This is a genomic window from Paraburkholderia yinzeri (assembly GCF_046581065.1).
Classification (GTDB): Bacteria; Pseudomonadota; Gammaproteobacteria; order Burkholderiales; family Burkholderiaceae; genus Paraburkholderia.
The window spans coordinates 1478878-1501245 of record NZ_JBFOCJ010000001.1; the positions used below are offsets into that span (position 1 = coordinate 1478878).

Annotated in this window: 21 protein-coding genes; 9 read left to right on the forward strand and 12 right to left on the reverse strand. The window is 67.2% G+C overall.

The features are described from left to right. Nucleotides 1–57 precede the first annotated feature (57 nt). The 4 genes from WJ542_RS07060 to WJ542_RS07075 all read right to left on the reverse strand — a co-directional run bounded on the left by WJ542_RS07060 (nt 58) and on the right by WJ542_RS07075 (nt 3358). Entirely contained in the window at nt 58–387 is a 330-nt protein-coding gene (locus WJ542_RS07060) for a hypothetical protein (RefSeq protein ID WP_411188583.1), read from the reverse strand. Between the two features lie 322 nt (nt 388–709). Next, nucleotides 710–1492 (reverse strand): metal ABC transporter permease, encoded by a 783-nt coding sequence (locus tag WJ542_RS07065; protein ID WP_411188584.1) that lies wholly within the window; start codon nt 1490–1492, stop codon nt 710–712. After that, nucleotides 1485–2438 (reverse strand): ABC transporter ATP-binding protein, encoded by a 954-nt coding sequence (locus WJ542_RS07070; RefSeq protein ID WP_411188585.1) that lies wholly within the window; start codon nt 2436–2438, stop codon nt 1485–1487. Before WJ542_RS07070 ends, WJ542_RS07065 begins: the two co-directional genes overlap by 8 nt. A gap of 35 nt (nt 2439–2473) precedes the next feature. Next, nucleotides 2474–3358 (reverse strand): metal ABC transporter solute-binding protein, encoded by an 885-nt coding sequence (locus WJ542_RS07075; protein ID WP_411190500.1) that lies wholly within the window; start codon nt 3356–3358, stop codon nt 2474–2476. Nucleotides 3359–3761: 403 nt separating this feature from the next. On the opposite strand from WJ542_RS07075, the gene WJ542_RS07080 reads away from it, so the two are divergent. The 6 genes from WJ542_RS07080 (at nt 3762) to WJ542_RS07105 (ending at nt 9802) form a co-directional block, all read left to right on the forward strand. After that, nucleotides 3762–4565, forward strand: a complete 804-nt coding sequence (locus tag WJ542_RS07080) for an L-iditol 2-dehydrogenase (protein WP_411188586.1) — start codon at nt 3762–3764, stop codon at nt 4563–4565. 71 nt (nt 4566–4636) lie between these two features. Further along, nucleotides 4637–5962 (forward strand): ABC transporter substrate-binding protein, encoded by a 1326-nt coding sequence (locus WJ542_RS07085; protein WP_411188587.1) that lies wholly within the window; start codon nt 4637–4639, stop codon nt 5960–5962. A 149-nt stretch (nt 5963–6111) separates the two neighbouring features. After that, on the forward strand, nt 6112–7053 hold the full coding sequence (locus WJ542_RS07090; RefSeq protein ID WP_411188588.1) for a carbohydrate ABC transporter permease: 942 nt from the start codon (nt 6112–6114) through the stop codon (nt 7051–7053). Continuing rightward, nucleotides 7050–7922 carry a carbohydrate ABC transporter permease gene (locus WJ542_RS07095; RefSeq protein WP_411188589.1) on the forward strand — a complete coding sequence of 291 codons (873 nt, stop codon included), beginning with the start codon at nt 7050–7052 and terminating at the stop codon, nt 7920–7922. The genes WJ542_RS07090 and WJ542_RS07095 overlap by 4 nt, the downstream gene beginning before the upstream one ends. Further along, nucleotides 7919–8602 carry an HAD family hydrolase gene (locus tag WJ542_RS07100; RefSeq protein ID WP_411188590.1) on the forward strand — a complete coding sequence of 228 codons (684 nt, stop codon included), beginning with the start codon at nt 7919–7921 and terminating at the stop codon, nt 8600–8602. Before WJ542_RS07095 ends, WJ542_RS07100 begins: the two co-directional genes overlap by 4 nt. A 90-nt stretch (nt 8603–8692) precedes the next feature. Beyond that, nucleotides 8693–9802, forward strand: a complete 1110-nt coding sequence (locus WJ542_RS07105; RefSeq protein ID WP_411188591.1) for an ABC transporter ATP-binding protein — start codon at nt 8693–8695, stop codon at nt 9800–9802. A 137-nt stretch (nt 9803–9939) separates the two neighbouring features. On the opposite strand, the gene WJ542_RS07110 is transcribed toward WJ542_RS07105, so the two are convergent. The 5 genes from WJ542_RS07110 to mutL form a co-directional block, all read right to left on the reverse strand. After that, nucleotides 9940–10887, reverse strand: a complete 948-nt coding sequence (locus WJ542_RS07110; RefSeq protein WP_411188592.1) for a sugar-binding transcriptional regulator — start codon at nt 10885–10887, stop codon at nt 9940–9942. A 63-nt stretch (nt 10888–10950) separates the two neighbouring features. Continuing rightward, entirely contained in the window at nt 10951–12432 is a 1482-nt protein-coding gene (xylB, locus tag WJ542_RS07115) for a xylulokinase (protein ID WP_411188593.1), read from the reverse strand. Between the two features lie 132 nt (nt 12433–12564). Then, nucleotides 12565–13974, reverse strand: coding sequence for a D-arabinitol 4-dehydrogenase (gene dalD, locus WJ542_RS07120; protein WP_411188594.1), 1410 nt, complete (start codon nt 13972–13974; stop codon nt 12565–12567). Nucleotides 13975–14307: 333 nt separating this feature from the next. After that, nucleotides 14308–15273, reverse strand: coding sequence for a tRNA (adenosine(37)-N6)-dimethylallyltransferase MiaA (gene miaA / locus WJ542_RS07125; RefSeq protein ID WP_411188595.1), 966 nt, complete (start codon nt 15271–15273; stop codon nt 14308–14310). After that, nucleotides 15270–17408 carry a DNA mismatch repair endonuclease MutL gene (gene mutL, locus WJ542_RS07130; RefSeq protein WP_411188596.1) on the reverse strand — a complete coding sequence of 713 codons (2139 nt, stop codon included), beginning with the start codon at nt 17406–17408 and terminating at the stop codon, nt 15270–15272. Before mutL ends, miaA begins: the two co-directional genes overlap by 4 nt. Nucleotides 17409–17566: 158 nt before the next feature. Between mutL and WJ542_RS07135 the strand changes: the two genes are divergently transcribed. Next, nucleotides 17567–18256: a DedA family protein gene (locus tag WJ542_RS07135; protein ID WP_411188597.1), complete on the forward strand. Its 690-nt coding sequence runs from the start codon at nt 17567–17569 to the stop codon at nt 18254–18256. A 132-nt stretch (nt 18257–18388) separates the two neighbouring features. Here WJ542_RS07135 and WJ542_RS07140 read toward each other — a convergent pair whose 3' ends face one another. Further along, the gene (locus tag WJ542_RS07140) at nt 18389–19204 is read right to left on the reverse strand and encodes a mechanosensitive ion channel family protein (protein ID WP_411188598.1); all 816 of its coding nucleotides are present in this window, start codon (nt 19202–19204) and stop codon (nt 18389–18391) included. Between the two features lie 271 nt (nt 19205–19475). Here WJ542_RS07140 and WJ542_RS07145 point away from each other — a divergent pair, with 271 nt between their 5' ends. Then, nucleotides 19476–20144 carry a ParB-like protein gene (locus tag WJ542_RS07145; protein WP_411188599.1) on the forward strand — a complete coding sequence of 223 codons (669 nt, stop codon included), beginning with the start codon at nt 19476–19478 and terminating at the stop codon, nt 20142–20144. A 30-nt stretch (nt 20145–20174) separates the two neighbouring features. On the opposite strand, the gene WJ542_RS07150 is transcribed toward WJ542_RS07145, so the two are convergent. Together WJ542_RS07150 and WJ542_RS07155 are read right to left on the reverse strand one after the other, a co-directional pair. Next, nucleotides 20175–20558 carry a hypothetical protein gene (locus WJ542_RS07150; RefSeq protein ID WP_411188600.1) on the reverse strand — a complete coding sequence of 128 codons (384 nt, stop codon included), beginning with the start codon at nt 20556–20558 and terminating at the stop codon, nt 20175–20177. A 213-nt stretch (nt 20559–20771) separates the two neighbouring features. Further along, the gene (locus WJ542_RS07155; RefSeq protein ID WP_411188601.1) at nt 20772–21689 is read right to left on the reverse strand and encodes a LysR family transcriptional regulator; all 918 of its coding nucleotides are present in this window, start codon (nt 21687–21689) and stop codon (nt 20772–20774) included. A 108-nt stretch (nt 21690–21797) separates the two neighbouring features. On the opposite strand from WJ542_RS07155, the gene WJ542_RS07160 reads away from it, so the two are divergent. Then, nucleotides 21798–22361, forward strand: coding sequence for a cytochrome b (locus WJ542_RS07160; RefSeq protein ID WP_411188602.1), 564 nt, complete (start codon nt 21798–21800; stop codon nt 22359–22361). The last annotated feature ends 7 nt before the right edge of the window (nt 22362–22368 follow it).

Below are 22368 nucleotides of genomic sequence, written 5' to 3' on the forward strand. Positions count from 1 at the left end.
CATATATCTCTCCCATTCCAGTTCTGCAAACGTGCGCGACAGAAGACAGGCACGGCTTCACCATCTCCGGTATCCGTAGGCGCGACCGTGCCAGCCTGGGTGCCATCCCCATCCCCTGTGCCAACCCCATCCGGCATGCCACCAGCCGATGCCCGGATGCCACCATCCCCAGCCCACGCCCACGTTGTAGCGCCACACGTAGCCGACCGCGGGCGCGACGCCCACCGGCGCAACATAGGCCACGCCGGGAGGCACCACCACGGCCGGGGGCGGGGCGACGACGACCGGAGGCGCAACCGGCACGGCGGGCGCCACGATCACCTGGGCGTGGGCGCTTGAGCAGCACACCGCGCCAGTCAGACACAGGGCTTTGAGCAAGGTATTCATGGCATTCAATCCTGGATTAAGGGATTCGGAGCGGGGCTCGCATCATCCTCAATAAAATAAGGAATCCGTAATATTTTCTTTGCCATTGCAAAAGACCTGGACGATCGAGTGACGCGCAATGAACGCAGTCAGACGCCGCAATCAGACGCGATGGGCTGCGCAACTATTTCTTGTTTGAACGTAGGCTGCGTTGCAGTCTGGTCGCGCCCCTTTTCGGATGAAAAGTAACAGTTTGTTTCGCAGCGCCCGCTATCGGGCCGAAAGCAAAGCGGCGTTGCACCTTGCAGTGCAACGCCGCTTTTTATCGCAACAGGGCGGGGTCTCAGCGCCGCCCGATCAGGCTCAAGCCGTAGATGAGCGCCGCGAGCGCCGTGATCCAGAAACTCGTGGGCCAGTCGGTGTAGAACGCGAGCGTCACGCCTAGCCACGCCTGCGCGAGCGCGAGCGCGGCGGCGAGCACGAGGCCGCTGGAGAGGCGTGTCGTGAGGTTCTGCGCGGCGGCGGCCGGTCCGACCATCAGGGTGAAGACGAGCAGCACGCCGACGATCTGCGTGCACGCGGCCACGGCCAGCGCCGCAATCGCGAGGAACAGCACCGAGACGAGCCGCAGCGACACGCCCTTGGCCTCTGCTAGCTCGGGCTGCAGCGAAGCGAACAGCAGCGGCCGCATGATCGCCCCGAGTGCGACGAGGCTCGCAGCAGCGAGCAACGCCAGCACGCCGAGCGTATCGCGGTTCACGCCGAGCACGTTGCCGAACAGCAGCGACGTGACCTGGGTGGCGTACGCCGTGAAGAAGTGCAGAAAGAGCAACCCGAAGCCCAGCGCGAGCGACAGGATCACGCCGATGGCGACATCGCGGCCCGCGAGCTTTTCGCCGAGCGCCCCCATCGAAATGCCGGCTGCAAGTGTAAAGCCCACCATGCCCCACATCGGCGAGACGCCGAGCAGCACGGCGCCCGTCGCGCCCGTGAAGCCGACGTGCGAGAGCGCGTGGCCCGCGAAGGTCTGTCCGCGCAGCACGAGGAAATAGCCCACCACGCCCGCGAGCACCGCGACGATGCCCGACGCCGCGAAGGCGTTCACCATGAAATCGTATTCAAGCATCGTGCGTGTGGCCGTGTGCGTTGCTGCCGTGGTTAGGGTCTTCTGCGTGCGCGTGGCCGTGGCTGTCGTCGTGTTCGTGCTCGTGATCGTGCTTTTCGACCTCGACGTCGCCCGACATCACGAAGATGCGCCCCTTCATGCGCATGACTTCGATGGGCGAACCATAGAGCCGCGAGAGCACGGGCCCGGTGATGACCTCGTCCACGCTGCCGAGCGCCGCGACGCCATTGCCGAGATACAGCACGCGGTCGAGCGCGTTGAGGAGCGGATTGAGCTCGTGTGCGGAGAACAGCACCGCGATGCCGAGTTCGCGTTGCACGCTGCGCACGAGTTCGACCACGCCGCGCTGATGGTTGGGATCGAGGCTGATGAGCGGCTCGTCGAGCAGCAGCAGCTTCGGGTCGCCGAGCAGGCACTGCGCGAGCAGCAGGCGCTGACGCTCGCCCCCCGAGAGTTCGGAGAGCGGGCGATTGGCGAGCTGGGTCGCGCCGACCAGTTCGAGCACGCGCGCGACGTCGGCGCGCGTGGCCGCATCGGTACGCGGCAGGCCCCAGCGGTGGCCGTCGGCGGCCATCGCGACGAAATCGCGCCCGCGCACGCGGCGGCTCGCGAGCGCGCTGCGCGTCTGCGGCATATAGCCGATCGACGCGTTGCCGCGCGCCACCGTCTCGCCGAGCACGCGGATCGCGCCGCCCGCGGCCGGCACGAGGCCGAGGATCGCGCGCATGAGCGTGGTCTTGCCCGCGCCGTTCGGCCCGAGCACGCCGATGAACTCGCCCTGGTTGATGGCGAAGTTGGCGTCGCGCAGGATCGTGCGCCCGCCAAGCTCGAGCGTCACGCCCGCGAGCGTGAGCACCGGCATCTCGTGCGGGCGCCGCAAACCTGGGGCGCCGTGCGGCGCCGCAGCATTATGGGGCGTATGGGGCGAGGGGCCTGCCATCGTCATCGGGTCATTCCTTGCTACCTTCTTCCTTGCCTGATTCAGGAGTGCGCCGAAGCCGCGAGCGCATGGTCGAGCGCGTCGAGCTGCGTGAGCATCCACTTCTGGAACGTCATGCCCGGCGGTTCCGTTTCGGTGACGCTCATCGACGGTACCTTCGACTGCTTCGCCAGCGCCAGCATGCGGCGCGTCAGCGCTTCGGTCGCCTGGCTGTTATAGATCAGCACGCGCACGCGCCGCTCGCGCAGGTCGCTTTCGAAGGCGGCGATATCGGAGGCGCTCGCTTCCGTATCGTTCATCGTCGCCATCTGGAAGCTCATGTTGCGCATCGCGAGTCCGATCGCATCCGACATATAACCGAACACGGGTTCCGTTGCCGTTACCGGCTGGCCCTGGTAGCGCGCGCGCAGCGCGGCGACCTTCGCGTCCAGCGGCTTGAGCGAGTCGAGGAACGTGGCCAGGTTCGCATCGTACACGCTCTTGTTCGCGGGGTCTGCGGTGTCGAGCGCCGCGCTCACGGCGCGCGCCACGGCCGGCATGGTCTGCGGGTCGTACCAGAGGTGCGGGTTGTCGCCGGCCTTCTTGCCGACGAGATCCGCCGCGACGATCGTCACGCGCTGGCCGCCTTGCGTGGCGCCGAGCAGCTTCGTCATCCACGGGTCGTAGTCGGCGCCGTTGTAGACCACGATGCGCGCGTGCTGGAGCGCGCGCGCCGTCTTCGGGCTCGCCTCGAAGAGGTGCGGGTCCTGGTCCGGGTTGCTCATGATGCTCGTGACGTCCACATGCGAGCCGCCGATCTGCTTGATCACGTCGCCGTAGAAGTTCTCGGCGGCGACCACGGGAATGGCGCTTTCGGCAGCGTGCGCGGCTTGGGCGAAGCCCAGCGCCGCAGTCAGCGTGGCGGCAAGGCGGGCGACGGTGCGCATGGACGTTGGTGCGAGACGGCGGGCGGCAAGCGCGCGCGCCGGGTTCAGCGAGATCATGGTTCTGTCCTTGGTGGAGTCAGGAACGGCGGATACACAGCAGTGGCGCCAGGGCGGCCCCGGCGTGGTCGAACTACGAAGGCGCAATGATATAACGTATCGAAAATACTGGCGAGTGAGGCCGCTGCCGGTTATGCCCGGGCTGAGCCCATGCCGCGCCCTGGCTTGCGCGCTGCACCATCGAAATCTCGTTAAATCGCGTTTGCCCGCCTTGACATGCCTCCCCGCGTGTCCGATCATTCGATCACCAACCGAGCAAATGCTCACACGTTGGGCGTTCGCTCACATGGCGGCGCCCGAGCGGTGGCAGGACAGCACCGCCAGGAACGATATGGGAGACAACCCTGTGGCACACACCGCGAATCCGGCGGCAGGACGTTTGCAGGACAAGGTGGCCGTGCTGACCGGCGCGGCGAGCGGCATAGGCGAAGCCGTCGCGCGCCGCTATCTGGAGGAGGGCGCGCGCTGCGTGCTCGTCGACGTGAAGCCCGCCGATGCCATCGCGCCGCGGCTTGCCGCCGAACACCCGGAGCGCGTGCACGCGCTCAGCGCCGATATCACGCGCCGCGAAGACATCGAGCGCGTCGTGTCCGAGGCGGTGACGCGTTTCAGCCGCATCGACATTCTTTTCAACAACGCGGCGCTCTTCGACATGCGCCCGCTGCTCGACGAATCCTGGGATGTCTACGACCGTCTCTTCGCCGTCAACGTAAAGGGCATGTTCTTCCTGATGCAGGCCGTCGCCCGCCGTATGGTGGAGCAGGGGCACGGCGGCAAGATCATCAACATGTCGTCGCAGGCGGGTCGCCGCGGCGAGGCGCTCGTTTCGCACTACTGCGCGACCAAGGCGGCCGTGCTGAGCTATACGCAGTCGGCGGCACTCGCGCTCGCGCCGCATCGCATCAACGTGAACGGCATCGCGCCGGGCGTCGTGGATACGCCGATGTGGGAACAGGTCGATGCACTTTTCGCGCGTTATGAAAACCGTCCGCTTGGCGAGAAGAAGCGCCTCGTGGGCGAAGCCGTGCCGCTCGGCCGCATGGGATTGCCGGACGATCTCACCGGCGCGGCGCTCTTTCTCGCGTCGGCGGATGCCGACTACATCACGGCGCAGACGCTCAACGTCGACGGCGGCAACTGGATGAGTTGAACACCCTGGCCGCATTTTCCGCTGCAGCACTCTATAACTTGACCAAGAACGTAACGAACAGGAGACAAGCCATGAAACCAGCCTTCAGGACCGCGTTGCGCATGTTCGGCGCGGGCGCTATCGCCGCCGCGGGCGCAAGCGCCGTCCACGCGCAGACCGTGACGATCGCGATGTTGAACAACCCGGACATGATCGAGCTGAAGAAGCTCTCGCCGGCCTTCGAAAAGGCCAATCCGGGCATCAAGCTGAACTGGGTGATCCTGGAAGAGAACGTGCTGCGCCAGCGCGCCACCACGGACATCACGACCAATAGCGGCCAGTTCGACGTGATGATGATCGGCACCTACGAGGCGCCGCAGTGGGGTAAGCGCGGCTGGATCGTGCCGATGACGAACCTGCCGGCGAGCTACGATCTCGACGACGTCGTGAAGACCGCGCGCGACGGCCTCTCGTACAACGGCACGCTTTATGCGCTGCCGTTCTACGTCGAAAGCTCGATGACGTATTACCGCAAGGACCTGTTCGCGGCGAAGGGCCTCACGATGCCCGAGCAACCGACCTACGACCAGATCAAGCAGTTTGCCGACAAGCTCACCGACAAGGCGAGCGGCACCTACGGCATCTGCCTGCGCGGCAAGGCGGGCTGGGGCGAGAACATGGCGTATGTGACCACGGTGGTCAATACGTTCGGCGGCCGCTGGTTCGACGAGAAGTGGCATGCGCAGCTCACCACGCCCGAATGGAAGAAGGCCGTGAGCTTCTATGTGGACCTGCTGAAGAACGACGGCCCTCCGGGAGCGAGCTCGAACGGCTTCAACGAGAACCTGACGCTGATGTCCTCGGGCAAGTGCGCGATGTGGATCGACGCCACGGTGGCCGCGGGCATCCTCTATAACAAGTCGCAGTCGCAGGTGGCCGACAAGATCGGCTTCGCGGCCGCGCCGACCGAAGTCACGCCGAACGGCTCGCACTGGCTGTGGTCGTGGGCGCTCGCGGTGCCGAAGTCGTCGAAGTCGCAGGACTCCGCGAAGAAGTTCATCGAATGGGCGACCTCGAAGGAGTACATCGACATGGTCGCGAAGGACGAAGGCTGGGCCTCGGTGCCGTCGGGCACGCGGACCTCGACCTATCAGCGTCCCGAGTACAAGGCGGCGGCGCCATTCTCCGAGTTCGTGCTGAAGGCGATCACGACGGCCGACCCGAACCATCCGACGGCCAAGCCGGTGCCGTACACGGGTGTCCAGTTCGTCGGGATTCCTGAGTTCCAGTCGTTCGGCACCGTGGTGGGCCAGAGCATTTCCGGCGCGCTTGCGGGACAGATGAGCGTCGATCAGGCGCTCGCAGCCGGCAACGCGGCGGCCGACCGCGCCGTCATGCAGGCCGGGTATCAGAAATAAGCGGAAACAAGCAGACGTAAGCTGAAGTCATGTAATCCCGACGCGCATGCCGCGCCGCCCGCCCCGCTCACCCGGGCGGCGCGGCCCGCGTCAAGAAGCGGCGCCGCGCTCCCCGCGCGGCGCGCAAAGCAGAAAGGGTGGTCACGATCATGCGTCATCTCCATCTCCCCATGCCAGTCCTCCATCGAGCCCGTAGTCCCCAGCCCCAGCAGACCGAGTCGCGCAAGTCTGCCTCGCGCTGGCTCGTATCGCCCTCCATTGCCGTGCTGCTGCTCTGGATGACGATTCCGCTCGCGATGACCATCTGGTACTCGTTCACGCGTTACAACCTGCTCAATCCCGATCTCAAGGGCTTCGCGGGCCTCGACAACTACAAGTTTCTCGCGACCGATCCGTCGTTCCTGCCGTCCATCGCTCATACGCTCGAATTGATCGTCGCGGTGCTGGTGATCACGGTGGTGGGCGGCGTGCTGATGGCTGTGCTGTTCGACCGCAAGTTCTACGGCCAGGGCGTGGCGCGCCTCTTCGCGATCGCGCCGTTCTTCGTGATGCCGACGGTTTCCGCGCTGATCTGGAAGAACATGATTCTCCACCCGGTGTACGGGCTCGTGGCCGTCGCGATGCGGGCCATGGGTCTCACGCCGATCGACTGGTTCGCCGTCTATCCACTCACCGCGGTCATCATGATCGTCGCGTGGCAGTGGCTGCCGTTCGCATTCCTGATCCTGTTTACGGCGATCCAGTCGCTGGACCAGGAGCAGAAGGAGGCCGCGAAGATCGACGGCGCCGGCGCGATCGCCCTGTTTTTCTATATCACGCTGCCGCACCTGCGCCGCGCGATCGCCGTGGTCGTGATGATGGAGACGATCTTCCTGCTGTCGATTTTCGCCGAGATCTATACGACAACGGGCGGCGGTCCCGGCAACGCGACCACCAACCTCACTTACCTGATCTACTCGATGGGCCTGCAGCAGTTCGACGTGGGTATCGCGTCCGCCGGCGGCATCCTCGCCGTGGTGCTCGCGAACATCGTGTCGTTCTTCCTCGTGCGCATGCTCGCGCGCAACCTCAAAGGGGAGTACGAAAAATGAGCCAGCTTGCCGCATCTCATGCACCCGAATCGCCGCATGCCGTCAACCGCTCGTCGCCGCTGCAGTTCATCGGCCGCGTGCTGCCCGGCGTGCTGGCGTGGATCATCGCGCTTGCGCTGTTCTTCCCGATCTTCTGGATGACCATCACGGCGTTCAAGACCGAGCAGCAGGCCTACGTGCCCTCGCTCTTCTTCATGCCGACGCTCGACAGCTTCCGCGAGGTCTTCGCGCGCAGCAACTACTTCGCGTTCGCGTGGAATTCGGTCCTGATCTCGGCGGGCGTGACGATCGTCTGCCTGATCTTCGCCGTGCCCGCCGCTTACTCGATGGCATTCTTCCCGACGCGGCGCACCCAGCAGGTCCTGCTGTGGATGCTGTCGACGAAGATGATGCCTTCCGTGGGCGTGCTCGTGCCGATCTATCTGCTGTGGAAGAACACCGGGCTGCTCGACACGGTGAGCGGTCTCGTGATCGTCTATTCGCTCATCAATCTGCCGATTGCGGTGTGGATGGCGTACACCTACTTCAACGAAATTCCCCGTGACATTCTCGAAGCGGGGCGCATGGACGGCGCGGCGACGTGGCAGGAGATCGTCTATCTGCTGATGCCGATGGCGGTGCCGGGCCTGGCCTCGACGGCGCTCCTGCTCGTGATTCTTTCGTGGAACGAAGCGTTCTGGAGCATCAACCTGTCGAGTTCGAACGCGGCGCCGCTGACCGTGTTCATCGCGTCGTATTCGAGCCCCGAGGGACTTTTCTGGGCGAAGCTTTCGGCGGCCTCGCTGCTGGCGGTGGCGCCGGTGCTGATCGTCGGCTGGCTCTCGCAGAAGCAGCTCGTGCGCGGGCTCACGTTCGGGGCCGTCAAATGACGGTTGCCGCCCTGATCTGCGATTGCGATGGCGTGCTGATCGACAGCGAAGCCGTGGCCGCGCGCGTGCTCGTACGCGAGCTCGAAGCGCGCTGGCCCGGCGCCGACGTCGCGCCGGTCCTGATGCCCTTGCTCGGCCAGCGCATCGAGCGCGTGCTCGCCGGCGTATGCGAGGCGTTCGGGTGCACGCTCACGGCGGCCGACGTCGCGGCGATTGGCGTAGTGGCCGAGCGCGAGGCCCAGGAGGCGCCGCTCTTTCCCGGCGTGGCCGCGGCGCTGGCCGCGGTGCCGCTCGTCAAGGCCTGTGCGAGCAACAGCTACACGGCCGTGGTGCGCGCGGTGCTCTTGCGCAACGGCCTCGACACCTTCTTCGGCGAGCGCGTGTATTGCGCCGACCAGGTCGCGAAGCCCAAGCCCGCGCCCGACGTCTATCTCGCGGCCGCGCACGGCGTGGGTGCGGCGCCTGCGGCGTGCCTCGTCGTCGAGGACAGCGTGGCGGGCGTGAGCGCGGCGCGCGCGGCCGGCATGACGGTGCTAGGCTTCGTCGGCGGCACGCATGTGGGCGAGACCCATGCGCTCGAACTGCGCGAAGCCGGCGCGGGCGAAATTTTCGACGACATGAGTACGCTGCCCGCGCGGGTGGCGTACTGGATGCAAAAGGCGCAGGCCGCGGCGCATTGAGCGACGCGCGGCCCGAGTGAGTGGTAAAGAACAGCAGTGGGCGTGCGCCGCCAGGCGCCGCCTCAATGAAGCGATGAACGGAGACACATCATGGCAAGCGTGATCCTGCGAAACGTGCTGAAGCGCTACGACGAGACCGAAGTGCTGCGCGACGTGAACCTCGACATTGGCGACGGCGAATTCGTCGTGTTCGTCGGCCCGAGCGGCTGCGGCAAGACTACGCTCATGCGGATGATCGCGGGTCTCGAAGACATCAGCGCGGGCGACCTCACGATCGACGGCACGCGCATGAACGACGTGCCGCCCGCCAAGCGCGGCATCGCGATGGTGTTCCAGTCGTATGCGCTCTATCCGCACATGACGCTTTACGACAACATGGCGTTTGGCCTCAAGCTCGCGGGCGCGAAGAAGCCCGAGATCGACGCGGCGGTGAAGAACGCCGCGAAGATCCTGCATATCGACCACCTGCTCGACCGCAAGCCGAAGCAGCTTTCGGGCGGCCAGCGGCAGCGCGTGGCGATTGGGCGCGCGATCACGCGCAAGCCGAAGGTGTTCCTGTTCGACGAACCGCTGTCGAACCTCGACGCCGCGCTGCGCGTGAAGATGCGCCTCGAATTCGCGCGTCTGCACGACGAGCTGAAGACGACGATGATCTACGTGACGCACGACCAGGTCGAGGCGATGACGCTGGCGGACAAGATCGTCGTGCTCTCGGCAGGGAACGTGGAGCAGGTTGGCAGTCCGAACCGTCTTTATCATGCGCCGGCCAACCGCTTCGTGGCGGGCTTCATCGGCTCGCCGAAGATGAACTTCCTCGACGGTGTCGTCCAGCAGGTGGCGGGCGACGGTATTCTGGTGCGCTACGAGACCGGCGAAACGCAAAAGGTGGCCGTCGAAGCGCGCGGCGCACGCGAGGGCGACAAGGTGACGGTAGGCATCCGCCCCGAGCATCTGCATGCAGGCGCGGGCGAATACGGCGTGAGTGCGAAGGCGATGGCGGTCGAATCGCTCGGCGACGCGGCCTATCTATACGCGGAGTCGGTGGTGGCGCCGGACGGGCTGATCGCGCGCATTCCGCCGCTGGAGCGGCACGAGCGTGGCGAAGCGATGAAGCTGGGCGCGACGCCCGACCATTGCCATCTGTTCGATGCGAACGGACAGGCGTTCGAGCGGCGCTTCGCGCAGGAACTGGCGGCCTGAGCCTTAGGTCCCGAGGCAAGCGATTCGGGTGCCGCCTCGCGGGCGGCGCCGTACCGTGTTTGACTGTGGTTGCGCTTCTTCGCCCGCTGCGTGCGGGCGTTTTTTCGCCGCGATTCGAGTCCCGCGGGCGGCGAGCGTCAGGCCTCCAGCGCCGCGCGCGCGCACGCCTCGTCGGTGACGAGCCCCGAGAGCCAGCCGCCCTTGAGCGCGGCGATGACCGCGTCGCGCTTGCGCGCGCCGCCCGCAAAGCCGATGGTCGGGCGTTTCGGCGGCGAATCGAGATGCAGGCTCGTCACGCGTCGTCCCGTTGCCGAATCGACGCGCTTGCCCGAGGCATTGATCGGCAGTCCGAGCATTTCGGCCACGGAGCCAAGCCGCATCAACTCGCGCACTTCGCTGGCCGTGATGAAGCCGTCCTCGTGCAGCGGGCAGTGCTCGCCGATATTGCCGATCCCGACGAACGCAACATCGGCTTCGCCCGATAGCGACTCGACGATGCGGTAGAGCCGGTGATTGCACCACTGCGCGCGCTCGGCCTCGTTGTCGGCGATGAGCGGCGCGGGCAGCAGGAAGTGCTTGCCGCCGGTCTTCTCGGAGATATGGAGCGCGACGTCGTAGCGGTTCGATGAGCCATCCTGAGCGATCGCGCCCACCATCGAGACGAGCCGGTGCTGCGGCCGTTCGAGCTGCGCGATCTGATCGACGGCGGCCTTGAGCGTGCGGCCGCTGCTCACCGCCACGACCATCGGCCGCTCTTCGGTGAGGTAGCGTTCCATCACCTGCGCGCCGGCCACGGCGAGCTTGCGGTCGATTTCCTCGGGTGTGTCGTTGTCGATGGGCACGATCTCGCACACCGAGAGGCCATAGCGTTTCGACAGCCGGTCCGCGAGCGCGAGACAGTCGGCAAGCTGGTGATCGACGCGCACGCGAATCAGGTTCTTCTCGACGGCGAACGCCACGAGGCGCTGAGCGACGGGCCGCGAGACCTGCAGCTTTTCCGCGATTTCATTCTGCGTGTTGCCCGCCACGTAGTAGAGCCACGCGGCGCGGGTAGCGAGATCGAGTTTTTCTGTGGACTTGGGCACGATGTTCTCAGGCGTCGGAGCAGGCGGGTAAACGCCGCCAGGGTCGGGACCGGATAGGTGAGCTCAGGCCAGCCGCTCGCGCGAGCGCTCGAAGAGCGGCCGCACGTGGCGATAGAGCGCGCGGTAGGACTCGAGCCGCTCGCGCAGCGCCGCGTGCCGCGCCGCATTCGGCGTGTATTCGGCGAGCACGGGCGGCTTGGTCAGCACCTCGTCCGGTCGGCCGCCCGCCGCGAGCCAGCCAAGCCGCGCCGCGCCGAGCGCCGCGCCCGTCTCGCCGCCGCCGTGCTGGCGCGTGGGCGTAGCGAATGCATCGGACACGAGCTGGGCCCAGTATGCGCTGCGCGCGCCGCCGCCGAGCATCGAAAGGGCACCCACCTCCGTGCCCGCCGCCGCGAGCGCGTCGAGGCCGTCGGTGAGCGCGAGCGTCACGCCTTCGAGCACCGCGTAGCCTAGCAGCGCGCGATCGGTCGCGTGCGTCATGCCGAAGAACACGCCTTGCGCGTAGGGGTCGTTGTGCGGCGTGCGCTCGCCCGAGAGATAGGGCAGAAAGAGCGGGGCTTCGCCGAGCGTGGCCGGCGCGAGTTTTTCGACTTCGGCCAGCAGCGTGGGCTCGTCCGTGCCGGTCAGCTTGCAGACCCAGCGCAGACAGCTCGCGGCCGAGAGCACGACGCTCATCTGGTGCCAGCGGTCGGGAATCGCATGGCAGAACGCGTGCACGGCCGATGCGGGATTCGGCCGGAAGCGGTCGCCTACCACGCACAGCACGCCCGAGGTGCCCAGTGAAACGAAGCCGTCGCCGGGCTGCGTTGCGCCGATGCCGATCGCACTCGTGGCGTTGTCGCCGCCGCCCGCCGCGACGATCACGTCGGCGCGCAGGCCGAATTCGCGCGCCACCTCGGGCAGCAGCGTGCCCGAGGGCGCGCTGCCCTCGGCGAGCGCGGGCATTTGCGCGCGCGTCATGTTGCAGGCGTCGAGGAGCGCGTCGGACCAATCGCGTTTCGCGACGTCGAGCCAGAGGGTGCCGGCCGCGTCGGACGGATCGGACACCTTGCCGCCCGTGAGGCGCAGGCGCAGATAATCCTTCGGCAGCAGCACGCAGGCCGTTTCGCGGAAGATCTGCGGTTCGTGGCGCGCGACCCAAAGCAGCTTCGGCGCGGTGAAGCCCGGCATGGCCAGATTGCCCGCGATGCGGTGAAGCTGCGGCGCATGCGCGGTCAGTTCGGCGCATTCGTCCACCGCACGCATGTCGTTCCAGAGGATCGCCGGGCGCAGCACGGTGTCGTGCTTGTCGAGCAGCACGGCGCCGTGCATCTGCCCCGAGAGGCCGATGCCGCGCACCTGTGCGAAGTCGGCGGGATGCTTCTCGCGCAGCGCGGCGAGCGCGAGGCGCGTGCCGTCCCACCAGTCGGCGGGATTCTGCTCGGCCCAGCGCGCATGGGGGCGCGAGACGACGAAGGGCGAGCCGGCGGTGCCGACCACGCGGCCATCGGGCGAAAGCAGCAGGACTTTTACTTCGGAGGTGCCGAGGTCGATGCCGAGATACATGGGCGCGCGTGATGTCGTGAAGAAGGATGCGCTACTTTAGCCGCGCGGGCGCTGCGACGCCATGCGTGGCGCCCCGATACCGGGGCGATGGCGAGGCGACGGCCGCACCGTCGCCTCCTTGACGCCATCTCTTTACGTCGCGGCGAAGCCGCGTGCCGCAAGCCAGCCGTCGACGCGCCCGAGGGCGCCGCGCACCGCGTCGACGAGCGCGGGTGTGTCCGCGAGTTTGCCCCACAGCAGCTTGTCGGCGCAGAACGCCGCGAGCGGATCGGCGGCTTCGAACAGGCGGTGCGTAGCCGCCTCGTCCATCACGCCGTCCTGGTAGCGGTACGGCAGCTTGCCCTCGTGCCAGCGCTGGAGAAAGCGCAGGAAGAGCGCGGGCAGCATGGCCGTGGCGGCGGGCGTCGCGCCCGCGGCGATGCGCTGGGCGAGCGTCGGCGCGATAAAGCCGGGGATCTTCGAAAAGCCGTCGGCGGCCACGCGCTGGTTCGTGTCCTGGATATACGGATTGCTGAAGCGATCGAGCACGACGTCGCGATACTTCGCGAGATCGAGCGGGCTCGGAGTGAGGCACGGGATCACGTCCTCGCTCACGTATTCGCGGGCGAAGGTGCGGATGTCTGTGTCGTTCGTGCCTTCGTGGATGTAGTCGAGGCCGATCAGCGTGCCCGCCCAGGCGATGCAGCTGTGCGTGGCGTTGAGGATGCGGATCTTGGCTTCCTCGTAGGGCATGACCGATTCCACGAGCTCCGCGCCCGCGCGCTCCCATGCGGGGCGTCCCGCGCAGAAGTGATCCTCGATCACCCACTGGATGAACGATTCGCCCATCACGGGGCAGGCGTCGTCGAAGCCGGTCGCCGCCTTCACGCGCTCGCGCACGTCGGGCGTGGGTCGCGGCGTGATGCGATCCACCATCGAGTCGGGGCAGGTCGTGTTCGCATCGAACCAGGCGAGCAATTCCGTCGCGCCGCGCAGTGCGAGGAATTCGCGCATGCCCGCATGAAAGCGCTTGCCGTTGCTGCGCAGGTTGTCGCAGGTTTGCAGCGTGACCGGGCCGCCGTTGCGCGCGCGACGCGCTTCGAGAATGGCCGCGAGCGCGCCGTAGATCGTCGTGCGCGCGCCGCCCAGGTCGGCGGCGAGGTCGGGGTTCGCGGTGTCGAGGCGGTCGTGCTCGTCGAGATAGTAGCCGCCTTCCGTCACGGTGAACGAGATGATCTTGCAGGCCGGGTCGGCGCCCGCCTCGACGAGGCCGGCGAGATCGGCGGACCACGGCAGCACGCGCGTGATCGAGCGGATCGTCTCGTAGCTGCGCTCGCCTTGCGGCGTTACCGTTTCCAGCGTGTAGACGCCCTGCTGTGCGGCGAGGGCGTCGAGCACGGCATTCATATCGGAGCGGATGTTGCCGACGGTGAGCGACCACGGTGTTTCGCCGGGCGTGCGCGTGAGGTTTACACGGTGCAGGTACCACGCCTGATGCGCGCGGTGAAACGAGCCGGCACCGATGTGCAGGATGACGTTTTCGCCGCTGCGTTCGCTGTTCATGTATGTCTCCTTCCGACAAAGCCGGAATGCAGGATTGCGCGCCTCGCGTGCGCGTCTGTCCAGGTGCCGGGATCGGGGTGGCCAGTTCGATAGAGCAATTGCTCTTGTAATGAACGAATGATCGTATTGGGTCCGTCGAAAGTCAAGACGGCCGCGGTGGGTTTATGTGGCGCGCTGCGGCGTGCAGGCGCTCGCGAAAGTCCGGTGAGCGGGCGTTCGGCGGGCGTTTGCGCGGTTGCTGTGGCGCACAAGAGCTAAGGAAGGGATGGCCCGGTCATGGACCGCAGTACGGCTCGCGGCGCGACGTGGCGTGCGGAGATGCGGCTGGCGTTCTCAGCCGCCGATGCGTTCCACTGCCGCCAGCGCTTGCGCGGTGGCATCCGCCGCGCAGCAGTCGACGACGATGCGCTCCGGCATCGCGCGCAGCCACGTGAGCTGGCGCTTGCAAAGCTGGCGTGTGGCGAACACGCCCTTGTCGCGCATGGTGGCGTAGTCCGTGAAGCCGTCGAGGTATTCCCAGGCCTGGCGGTAACCCACGCAGCGCATCGAAGGCAGGTTCGCGTTCAGGTCGCCGCGCGCGCGCAGCGCCTTGACCTCGTCGACGAGGCCCGCTGCCAGCATCGCATCGAAGCGCTGCGCGATGCGCGCGTGCAGCACGCCGCGATCGGACGGCTCCAGCGCGACGGGCACGAAGCGGTAACGCGCCGCGTCGTCGGCGGGAGCGGCGGGCGCCGCCAGCAGCGCCGACATCGGCCGGCCCGTCAGCATGAAAATCTCGAGCGCGCGCTGGATGCGCTGCGAATCGTTCGGCGCGAGGCGCGCCGCCGTTGCCGGATCGACGCCGGCGAGGCGCGCATGCAGGGCAGGCCAACCCTCGCGGGCGGCATCGGCGTCCAGCGCCGCGCGGACCTCGGGGTCGGCGGTGGGCAGATCGTTCAGGCCCTGCGTGAGCGCGCGGTAATAGAGCATCGTGCCGCCCACCAGCAGCGGCACGTTTCCGCGCGCGGCGATTTCGCCCGTCACGCGCAGCGCGTCGGCGCGAAAGCTCGCGGCGGAGTAGGCGTCGGCGGGATCGACGATATCGATGAGGTGATGAACCGCCGCCGCGCGCTCTCCGGCCGAGGGCTTTGCCGTGCCGATGTCCATGTCGCGATAGACGAGCGCCGAATCGACGCTGACGATCTCGACCTCGCGCCCGCGCGCCGCAGCGTGGGCGGCGTAGGCGAGCGCGGCGGCCGTCTTGCCCGAGGCGGTTGGGCCGAGCAGACACGCAACCGGCAACTGCGTGGCGCTGCTCATTGACCGCGCATGAACAGGCGATCGAGATCGCCGAGCGTAAGCTGGTACCAGGTGGGCCGGCCGTGATTGCACTGGTCGGCGCGTTCGGTGGCTTCCATCTGGCGCAGGAGCGCGTTCATTTCGTCGAGCGTGAGGCGCCGGTTCGCGCGCACCGCGTGGTGGCAGGCGAGGGTGCCCAGCATTTCGTGCTGGCGCTCGGTCAGCACGCGCGAGCCGCCGTAGGCATGCAGATCCGCGAGCACCGCGCGCGCGAGCGCGGGCAGGTCGGCGTCCTTGAGCAGCGCCGGCACTGCGCGGATCGCAATCGAGGTGGGCGAGAGCACGGCGAGGTCGAAGCCCAGCGCTTCGAGCGTCGCCTTTTCTTCTTCGACGGCGCCCGTTTCCACGGGGTCGGCGACCATCGAAAGCGGAATCAGAAGCGGCTGCACGGCAAGCGAGCGTTCGGCGAGCGCCTGCTTGAACTGCTCGTAGAGAATGCGCTCGTGCGCGGCGTGCATGTCGACGATCACGAGACCGCGCGCGTTCTGCGCGAGCACATAGATGCCGTGGACCTGGCCGAGCGCGAAACCGAGCGGATGGTCGTCGTTCGCGTCGAAGGCGGGCGGCGCGGCGCGCGATGCGGTTTCGGCGGCGCCGTCTTCCGCCTGCAGCAGCGTCGAGCCTTGCGCCGTGCCGGCGCCCACGTCCTTGCGGCCGAAGAGGGCGTCGTAGAGCGCGAGCGGCTGCGCGACGGGCAGCGAGCCCTGGGTCATGCGCGACTGGCGCAGCCAGGTGTTGCCGGAGCCGCTGCCCGAACTGCTGGCGCCGCCGGTCTTGAAACCGGAGCCGCTGCTCGATCCACCCCCTGCACCGCCGAAACCGCCGCTTGATCCCGAGCCGCCGAAGCTGCTGGCCACGCGCGCGGTGCCGAATCCACCCGGGCCGCCCTCCGTGCCGGAAGACACTCCCGCCGACGTGCCGAATACTCCCGCGCCCGGCGCGGGCCGCGGCTCGATGAGCGCGGCATGGCCACCCGAGGTGGTTTCGGGCGACGCCCCGGCGTGCCGCGCAAGCGCGCGCTGCACGGCATGAAACACGAACTGGTGGATCGAGCGCGAGTCGCGGAAACGCACTTCGATCTTCGACGGATGCACGTTCACGTCGACGGCCTCGGGCGGCAGGTCGAGGAACAGCACATACGACGGATAGCGGTCGCCATGCAGCACGTCCTCGTACGCGGCGCGCACGGCGTGCGTGAGCAGCTTGTCGCGCACGAAACGGCCGTTGACGAAGAAGTATTGCTGGTCGGCGCGATTGCGGCTCGCGGTCGGCAGGCCGGCGCAGCCGTACACGGCGAGCGGCCCGGCGCGCTCGTCGAGCGGCAGGTGCGCGGTGGCGAAGGTTTCGCCGAGGATCTTCGAGACGCGCGTGGCCGGATCGCTCGCATTCCAGTGCTCGACGGCGCGGCCGTTGTGCAGCACGGAGATCGCGACGTCGGGCCGCGCGAGCGCGCTGCGGCGGATCATTTCGAGGCAATGCCCGAGTTCCGTCTGCTCGCTCTTCAGAAACTTGCGGCGCGCGGGCGTGTTGAAGTACAGCTCGCGCACTTCGATGGTCGTTCCCTGGCCGCCCGCGGCGGGCGAGAGCGTGCCCGTGTTCGCATCGATCTTGACGGCGTGCGGGGCGTCGGCCGGGCGGCTCGTGATCGACATCTCGGCGACCGAAGCGATCGAAGCGAGCGCTTCGCCGCGGAACCCGAGCGTCGCGACGCTTTCGAGTTCGGCGAGCGAGCGGATCTTGCTCGTGGCATGGCGCATCAGCGCGAGCGGCAGTTCGCGCTCGGGAATGCCGTAGCCGTCGTCGGCGATGGAGATGCGCTTGACGCCGCCCTCGTCGAGCAGGATGCGCAGCGTGGCGGCGCCCGCGTCGAGCGCGTTCTCCAGCAGTTCCTTGACGACCGAGGCCGGCCGCTCGACCACCTCGCCCGCGGCGATCTGGCTGATGAGCTGGTCGGGCAGCGGCTGGATCGCGCGCACGGGCTGCATGGCGCGGTGCGCCGCATCGCCGGCGTGCCCGGACCCGGCAGCGGCCGCGGATGCGTCGCCGGCGGGGTCAATCGGACCGGCGGAGTCGGTGGGATCGGAAAACGAAGACATGCGCGCAATTATAGCGATTCGGGCTGTGTGGCCTGCACCACCTTTCGCAGATGAATCCTGAAGTTCGTTCCCCGGGATTTTGCGTGACGCTGGGGCACTTTCGGTATGATGGCGCGGTCAATTTGCCTTCTCGCCCATTCGCTCAATAAGGGACACCTTTGGACACGCTGCTGCAGTTCGCCAATCTTGTCTTGCACATCGACAAGTTTCTCGGGGTCTTCATTCAACAGTACGGGGCCTGGGTCTACGCCGTCCTGTTCCTGATCGTGTTCTGCGAGACGGGTCTCGTGGTCCTGCCGTTCCTGCCGGGCGATTCGCTGCTCTTCATCGGCGGCGCGTTCGCGGCGACGCACGCGATGGACCTCGGCGCGCTGATCGCGCTGATCGTGGTGGCTGCGGTGACGGGCAACACCGTCAACTATCTGATTGGCCGCGCAATCGGGCCAGCCGTGTTCAATACGCGAATCCCCGTGCTCGAACGCTTCCTCGACCGCGCCGCGCTGCAAAAGACCCACGACTTCTATGCGCGCCACGGCGGCAAGACCATCGTGCTTGCCCGCTTCATTCCGGTCGTGCGCACGTTCGCGCCGTTCGTCGCGGGCGTTTCGCAGATGAGCGCGCAGCGCTTCCAGCTCTTCAATATCGTCGGCGCGCTGCTGTGGGTGCTGCTGCTCGTGCTGCTCGGCTACTTCTTCGGCAACATTCCGTTCATTCGCCAGTACCTGAACGTCATCGTACTCGTGGGCATTGGCGCCGCGATCGTGCCGGTGGTGATCGGCGGAGTGTGGAAGATGATGCGCAAGGAAACGCACGACGAAAGCGTGGGCCGTCCCAACGGCAATCGCTGATTCCCCCCGCGGCCCGTGCGGCCGCGTACGGATGCAAAAACGGCATCGCCAGTTCACTGGCGATGCCGTTTCCCTTTGGCCGGTACCGGTCGCGCGATCCGGCGCTTCGGCGCCGCGCGGCGGCCGCTGCCGCTAGCCGCCCACGCGGCGGATGAGGGCGGGCGTCTCCGGCGTCGGATAGCCGGCTGCCCTGAAAGTTTCGACGATCGTGCGGTTCGTGTCGAAATACACCTGCCAGTAGTTCGCGTTGCTGGTGTAGGGCCGCACGCACAGGAGCGGCCCTTCGGGCGTGAACGAGAGCACTTCGACGTCCGGCGCGGGCTCCGTGGCCACGTTGGGGATCTTCGCGATGGCCTCGCGCAGGCGCTTCGCCGCGTCGAGCGGATCGACGCCGTTGGCGATCTTCGCGGTCAGCTCGACGCGCCGCACGGGCGTGGCGCTGTAGTTCGAGATGGTGTCCGAAAAGATCTTGTTGTTGCCGACGATGTTGACCACGTTGTCGGGCGAGATGATGGTCGTGCCGAAGATGCCGAGCTCCTTGATGGTGCCCGTCACGCCGCCTGCCGTGACGAAGTCGCCCACCTTGAACGGCCGCAGCACCTGCATGAACACGCCCGCCGCGAAATGCGCGAGCAGGCCGCCCCAGGCCGTGCCGATGGCGAGGCCGAGGCCCGCGAGCAGCGCCGCGAACGAAGTGGTCTGCACGCCGAACACCTGGAGGATCGCGAGAACCAGCAGCAGGTTCAGCACGGCGGCGAGGATCGAGCTGAGGTAGTGCGCCAGCGTGGGGTCGATGCGCTCGTTGCGGGCGAGCACCTTGCGCAGGAGGCCCGCGATCAGGTTGATGGCCCAGCGTCCGACGATCCACAGCACGATCGCCGCAACGACCTTGGTCCCGAAGTCGATACCCCGGGTCATGATGAATGTGCGGATGGTTTCGAGATCCACGATGCCCTCGCTTGAGTCGGTGATTGAGTCGGTTTGATTCGAGGAATTCTGCCGATACGACCGGGGGGCGAAGCTGGCGGGGCGCAGGATGGCGGTCCGTGCGGCCCGTCCCTCGTTGGTCGCGCTTGTCACCGCGCTTGTCACCATGTTTGTCACCGCATTTGACGCCACATACCGTCACCCATGAAAACCATGGCCAAAGATGCGGCACGCATGGTCATTCGACGGTATCGTTTCGCCTGCGACATTCACGAGACTACGAGGCGCGACCATGATACTGCCGAACATCGATCTGCATTTGGTTACTGTGCAACTGGAAGAATTGAGGCCTACCCAGGTCACCGTCGGCTATCGCGAGGTGGACGCGAAGCGCAAACACTGGCTAGCGCTCGACAAGAAGAAGCGGACGGCCTCAATCGACTCGCACTGGTTTCCCGCGGTGCTGGGCCCGAAGGGGCGCTATTACGTGGTCGACCACCACCATCTGGGGCTCGCGTGGCTCAAGGAAGGCGTGGAGAGCGCCCGGGTCACGGTGATCAAGGACCTCTCGTGGCTGGAGCCCACGCTCTTCTGGCGCATGATGGAGCATAGCCAGTGGGTGCATCCGTTCGATGCCTCGGGCAACCGCTGCGACTATGAGGACCTGCCGAAGCAGCTGACCGGCCTCACCGACGATCCTTACCGGAGCCTCGCGGGCGAATTGCGCGTGGCGGGCGGCTTTGCGAAGGACACGGCGCCGTTCAGCGAATTCCTGTGGGCCGACTATCTGCGCCTGAAGATACCGGCCTCGCTCGTGCGCAAGGACTTCGACGCGGCGCTCGCGGACGCGCTGGCGCATGCGCACGATCCCCAGGCGCGCTTCCTGCCGGGCTGGTCGGGCGTGGTGCCCGCGAACGGCGCGGTCGCGCAGAATGCGCCGGGCAAGAGCAAGAAGGCATAAGAAAGCGCAAGGCAGTGCTGCCGCTGCGCGTCACATCGGCAGTGTGGACTGGCTGTAGGGCGAGGTTTCGATCGTGAGCGGGCCGCTCTGCGCCGTCCGGCGCGCCGCGTGCTGGCGGGCCGCGCGCGCTCCGGTCAGCGCCAGCACGGCAGCGAGCGCATAGGCGGCCGCGCGCCAGGGAAACGTCGCGCGCGGGTCGTACTGGCGCCAGTTGCCGCCCGCGTCGGCGAACACGAGGAAGGTGAGGGCGGCGTCGAACGCGAGGGCGATCGCCAGCAGCGCGAGGAAGAGCCCCGTGCCGTGCGCGGCGAGGCCGGGCCGCGCGCGCCGCGCGATCCAGCAGGCGGCGTGGACGAGGGCGAGCAGGACGAGATTCGAGAGCAGGCAGTCGATGAAATCGATGAAGTGGCTCATGACGGGTTCGGGCGATGCAATTAGGCGGCCCGGATCATGGCATGCGCGCGTGTCTCGATAAATCGCGCGGGCGGCGCGCAGCATGCCGCAAGCCCCCGGCGCGGGCCGCGGCGCACTATGCGGCGCGGCTTGCGAGGGTTTGTGAAGGATTGTCAGGCCGTCACAAACTGTTGCGGGGAGGTCGAACGCACGCGATACGCCGTGTCTGCCCGGTCAGCGCGCGTCGGGCGCCGGCATTTTCGGCGGCGTACCGTTCGTCAGGTAATGACCCAGCCACTGGCCCGCCGGACCTTGCGCCGTATCGGTGCGGTGGATCAGCGAGCTGTTGTAGTTCACCGAACGGCGATCCGCGAGGGCGATGCGCACGAGCCGCCCGGCGTCGAGATCGGCCTGCACGAGGTGCAGCGGCATCGACCCCCAGCCGAGGCCCGCGAGCAGCAGGCGGTGCTTCGCGCCCAGATCGCCCAGTTTCCATGCGCGGTTGCTGTAGACGCCGAAGTTCTGCCCTTCGGTCAGGCGGCTGCGGTCGGTGAGCACGAGCTGCGTGTGCTCGCGCGCGTCGGAAATCCGCACCGGCTGGCTCGCCGCAGCGAGCGGATGGCAGGGCGCCGCGACGAGCACTAGCTCGACCGTGCCGATCAGCTGCGCCTCGATGACATGCGGCCAGTTCTGGTTCGGCCCGCTGATGCCGAGCGCGCAGTCGCCGTCCAGCACGAGCTTGAGCACGCCGCCGAGCGCTTCCATGGTGAGATTGAGCGCGACCGTGGGAAAGGCCATGGCGAACGCCTGCAAGGCTTCGACGAGGCGCTCCGAGGGGAACATCACGTCCACGGCGAGCGAAACCTCGCCTTCGAGGCCGCGCTGCAGCCCGGCCGCCTTGGCGTTGAGCTGGCCCATCAGCAGATCGAGGCGGCGCGCGTCGGCGAGGATGGCCCGGCCCGCCGCGGTCAGCTCCGGCTTGCGCTTGCCGCGCTCGAACAGCGCGACGCCCAGAAGCGCCTCCAGATTGGCTATCGTATAACTAACCACCGACTGCGCGCGGTCGAGCTGCCGCGCCGCCGCGGAGAAGCTGCCGGCTTCGGCTACGGCAATCAACGCGCGCAATTGTTCGAGGCTGGGCGAGCGGTCCATGGTCGATCTATCGAAGAAATGGATGATAACGATCCATTTTAGGCGATTGTTTGCATAGGTTTCGCCCGGTAGAGTGCGTATCTCCTACCGACCGGATTCCGCCGTACGATGAACCGACCCGCTTCCCCCGCACGCCGCTATAGCGGTATCGCGATGCTGCTGCACTGGCTGATCGCCGCGCTGATCGTGTGGGGCTTCGCGCTCGGCTGGGTCATGACCGACATTCCGGGGATCACGCCCACCAAGCTGCGCTACTTCTCGTGGCACAAGTGGATCGGCGTGACGGTGCTCGCGCTCGTTCTCGTGCGCGTGCTCTGGCGCGCCACGCATGCCGCGCCGGCGCTGCCCACGTCCACGCGCGCCTGGGAGCGCGCCGCCGCGCATGCCGGCCATGCCGTGCTCTACGTGCTGATGCTCGCGATTCCGGTTACGGGCTATCTCTACAGCTCGGCGGCGGGTATTCAGGTGGTCTATCTCGGCATCTGGCCGCTGCCCACGCTGATCGGTCCCGACGACGCGCTCAAGCACGTCCTGCGCGCCGTTCATGTGACGCTCAACTACACGCTGCTCGCCGTCGTGGTGCTGCACGTGCTCGCGGTCGTCAAGCATCAGCTGCTCGACCGGCAGAACATCCTTGCGCGCATGCTGCCGTTCGGCACGCCGCGCGACTGAACCCAAC

Bases quoted from the DNA above. Each gene is read 5' to 3' on its own strand.
- WJ542_RS07060 (WP_411188583.1), bottom strand. From the start codon at position 387: ATGAATACCTTGCTCAAAGCCCTGTGTCTGACTGGCGCGGTGTGCTGC.
- WJ542_RS07065 (WP_411188584.1), bottom strand. From the start codon at position 1,492: ATGCTTGAATACGATTTCATGGTGAACGCCTTCGCGGCGTCGGGCATC.
- WJ542_RS07070 (WP_411188585.1), bottom strand. From the start codon at position 2,438: ATGACGATGGCAGGCCCCTCGCCCCATACGCCCCATAATGCTGCGGCG.
- WJ542_RS07075 (WP_411190500.1), bottom strand. From the start codon at position 3,358: ATGCGCACCGTCGCCCGCCTTGCCGCCACGCTGACTGCGGCGCTGGGC.
- WJ542_RS07085 (WP_411188587.1), top strand. From the start codon at position 4,637: ATGAAACCAGCCTTCAGGACCGCGTTGCGCATGTTCGGCGCGGGCGCT.
- WJ542_RS07090 (WP_411188588.1), top strand. From the start codon at position 6,112: ATGCGTCATCTCCATCTCCCCATGCCAGTCCTCCATCGAGCCCGTAGT.
- WJ542_RS07095 (WP_411188589.1), top strand. From the start codon at position 7,050: ATGAGCCAGCTTGCCGCATCTCATGCACCCGAATCGCCGCATGCCGTC.
- WJ542_RS07100 (WP_411188590.1), top strand. From the start codon at position 7,919: ATGACGGTTGCCGCCCTGATCTGCGATTGCGATGGCGTGCTGATCGAC.
- WJ542_RS07105 (WP_411188591.1), top strand. From the start codon at position 8,693: ATGGCAAGCGTGATCCTGCGAAACGTGCTGAAGCGCTACGACGAGACC.
- xylB (WP_411188593.1), bottom strand. From the start codon at position 12,432: ATGTATCTCGGCATCGACCTCGGCACCTCCGAAGTAAAAGTCCTGCTG.
- dalD (WP_411188594.1), bottom strand. From the start codon at position 13,974: ATGAACAGCGAACGCAGCGGCGAAAACGTCATCCTGCACATCGGTGCC.
- miaA (WP_411188595.1), bottom strand. From the start codon at position 15,273: ATGAGCAGCGCCACGCAGTTGCCGGTTGCGTGTCTGCTCGGCCCAACC.
- mutL (WP_411188596.1), bottom strand. From the start codon at position 17,408: ATGTCTTCGTTTTCCGATCCCACCGACTCCGCCGGTCCGATTGACCCC.
- WJ542_RS07145 (WP_411188599.1), top strand. From the start codon at position 19,476: ATGATACTGCCGAACATCGATCTGCATTTGGTTACTGTGCAACTGGAA.
- WJ542_RS07150 (WP_411188600.1), bottom strand. From the start codon at position 20,558: ATGAGCCACTTCATCGATTTCATCGACTGCCTGCTCTCGAATCTCGTC.
- WJ542_RS07155 (WP_411188601.1), bottom strand. From the start codon at position 21,689: ATGGACCGCTCGCCCAGCCTCGAACAATTGCGCGCGTTGATTGCCGTA.
- WJ542_RS07160 (WP_411188602.1), top strand. From the start codon at position 21,798: ATGAACCGACCCGCTTCCCCCGCACGCCGCTATAGCGGTATCGCGATG.